General features: G+C 70.1%; 2 protein-coding genes. Both read right to left on the bottom strand.

What is annotated here, in order from left to right; translation table 11 throughout:
• Window positions 1-349, bottom strand: a 349-nt coding sequence (locus G6020_RS14430; protein WP_182611088.1) for a DnaJ domain-containing protein, incomplete at its 3' end; no start/stop codon positions are given.
• Between the two features lie 60 nt (window positions 350-409).
• A complete protein-coding gene (hrcA, locus tag G6020_RS14425) occupies window positions 410-1,450 on the bottom strand; it encodes a heat-inducible transcriptional repressor HrcA (RefSeq protein WP_179524962.1) in 1,041 nt (346 codons plus the stop codon).
• Window positions 1,451-1,571 lie beyond the last annotated feature (121 nt).

Here is a 1,571-nt window from a genome sequence, read left to right as displayed (position 1 = left end):
CGCGGCTCCGGGGGCCGCGTCCGCCGCCGCCCCCGCCGCCACCGAAGAACGCCTCGAACACGTCGCCGAGACCGCCGCCGGCGCCGAAGCCACCGCCACCGAAACCGCCGCCGTATCCGCCGCCGGGCGACGAGTCGAGGGGATCGCCGCCCATGTCCACGACACGGCGCTTCTCGGGGTCGGTGAGGACCTCGTACATCGCCGTGATCTCCGTGAACCGCTCACGCGCCTCGTCCGACGGGTTGACATCGGGGTGCAACTCGCGGGCGAGCTTGCGGTAGGCGCGCTTGATCTCGGACTCCGAGGCACCCCGATCGACCCCGAGGGTCCCGTAGTAGTCGCGTGACACGTGTCGCCTTTCGTCAAATGAACTCAATGGAAGAACTGGTCCCGGGTGAGGCTACGGGCGTCAGTGCCCGGACAGGATCTCGCCCACGTAGTGGGCAACAGCGGCGACCGAGGCGATTGTTCCCGGGTAGTCCATCCTCGTGGGCCCGAGCACCCCCATCCCGCCGAGCATCTGGCGCTCGGAACCGTACACGGAGGACACCACCGACGCGCCGCGGATCTCCGCCGCCCGGGTCTCCTCCCCGATCTGGACGGTGACCCCTCCGGGCCCTCCCATCCCCACGGACTGCGCCGCCGAGAGCAGCCGGAGGATCACGACCTGCTCCTCCAGGGCCTCGAGGACCGACCTGAGGGACCCGTCGAAGTCGGCTGCGCTGCGCGTGAGGTTGGCGGTGCCGCCCAGGACGATTCGGTCGTCGGGCTGCTCCACCAATGTCTCCACCAGCACCGTCACGCACCGTTCCGCCGCATCGCGGTGGTCCGGACGAGCGCGGTCAGGCGTGGCCGCCAGGGCCTCGGAGGCCTCGCTGAGCCGCTTGTCCGCGACCGCCTCCGAGAGGAGGGACCGGAGCTCGGCCAGATGGTCGTCCGTCAGCGGGGCCGCGAGTTCGACGGTCCGCTGGTCCACCCTGCCGGTGTCGGTGATCAGCACCAGCAACAGACGGGTGGGGGCCAGGCTCACCACCTCCAGGTGGCGCACGGTGGAGCGGCCCAGGACCGGGTACTGGACGACGGCGACCTGGCGGGTGAGCTGGGAGAGCAACCGCACGGCCCGCCGGAGGACGTCGTCCAGGTCGACGGCACCCTCGAGAAACGCCTGGATGGCCTTCCGCTGGGCGCGCGAGAGGGGGGTGATCTCCTCGATCGAGTCGACGAAGTGGCGGTAGCCCTTCTCCGTGGGGATCCGTCCGGAACTGGTGTGGGGCTGGACGATGAAGCCCTCCGCCTCGAGGACGGCCATGTCGTTGCGGATCGTCGCACTGGAGACCCCCAGGGAATGGCGGTCGACCAGCGTCTTGGAGCCGACCGGCTCGTGCGAGGCGATGTAGTCGGAGACGATCGCGCGCAAGACCTCGGTCCTACGATCGGCCGTGCTCGACATGGATCCCCCTCCTCGCGCCCTGCGTACAGACGATTCTAGGCCAGCGGCTCTACAGGAGGACGTCGCGCACGACACCGTCCGCCAGCAACCTGCCCGACTCCGTCAACGCGTACCCGGGACC

The sequence above is a fragment of the Dietzia sp. B19 genome, assembly GCF_014145155.1.
In the GTDB taxonomy this organism is placed as follows: domain Bacteria; phylum Actinomycetota; class Actinomycetes; order Mycobacteriales; family Mycobacteriaceae; genus Dietzia; species Dietzia natronolimnaea.
This window is presented reverse-complemented; position numbering and strand designations above follow the sequence as displayed.